A 527-nucleotide genomic window follows, 5' to 3' on the forward strand; every position below is an offset into this window, starting at 1 on the left:
TGCCATGCTCGATCTATTACCGTGGACAGACACGTTTACCGCTAACGCAAGCCTATTAACTGCTGCACTTTTTTCTGCGTTAGGGTTAGCAACGGATGTTCCATCCCCAAAAGTTGTCGCACAACGTGCAGGCTCGTTATGGGCATTTAACCAAATTGCTTCTGTCTCACAGTGGTTATTTGCTGCAATGTTTGGCCTGCTCTTAACTACATTTTTCTGGCCAGAAATCAATCCTGGTTTTGGCGTAACAATGTCTGCGGGTTTCATGGGTGGTCACGGTTCAGCCTCAGTTGCGGGAGATATTTTCACGGGTCTTGGTTGGGAAGATGGCTTCACGCTTGGTTTGACCTTTGCGACAGTCGGTATCTTCATCTCAATTTCCATCGGCATGCTGATGCTTCAATTTGCTCTAAAAATGGGTTGGATTCGAAGCTTTACAACTTTTGACAGCATGGATGAACATGAACGAAAAGGTCTTGTAAAACCAACAGAACAAGAACCAGTGATGAAAGACACAATGTCTTCAC

At 45.2% G+C, this 527-nt stretch carries 1 pseudogene; it reads left to right on the forward strand.

Annotated features, from left to right (window positions below):
• Positions 1 to 527, forward strand: a pseudogene (locus tag R7Q09_RS28160) (sodium:glutamate symporter); the annotation flags it as partial.

This window comes from Vibrio sp. 2130-1 (assembly GCF_033339515.1).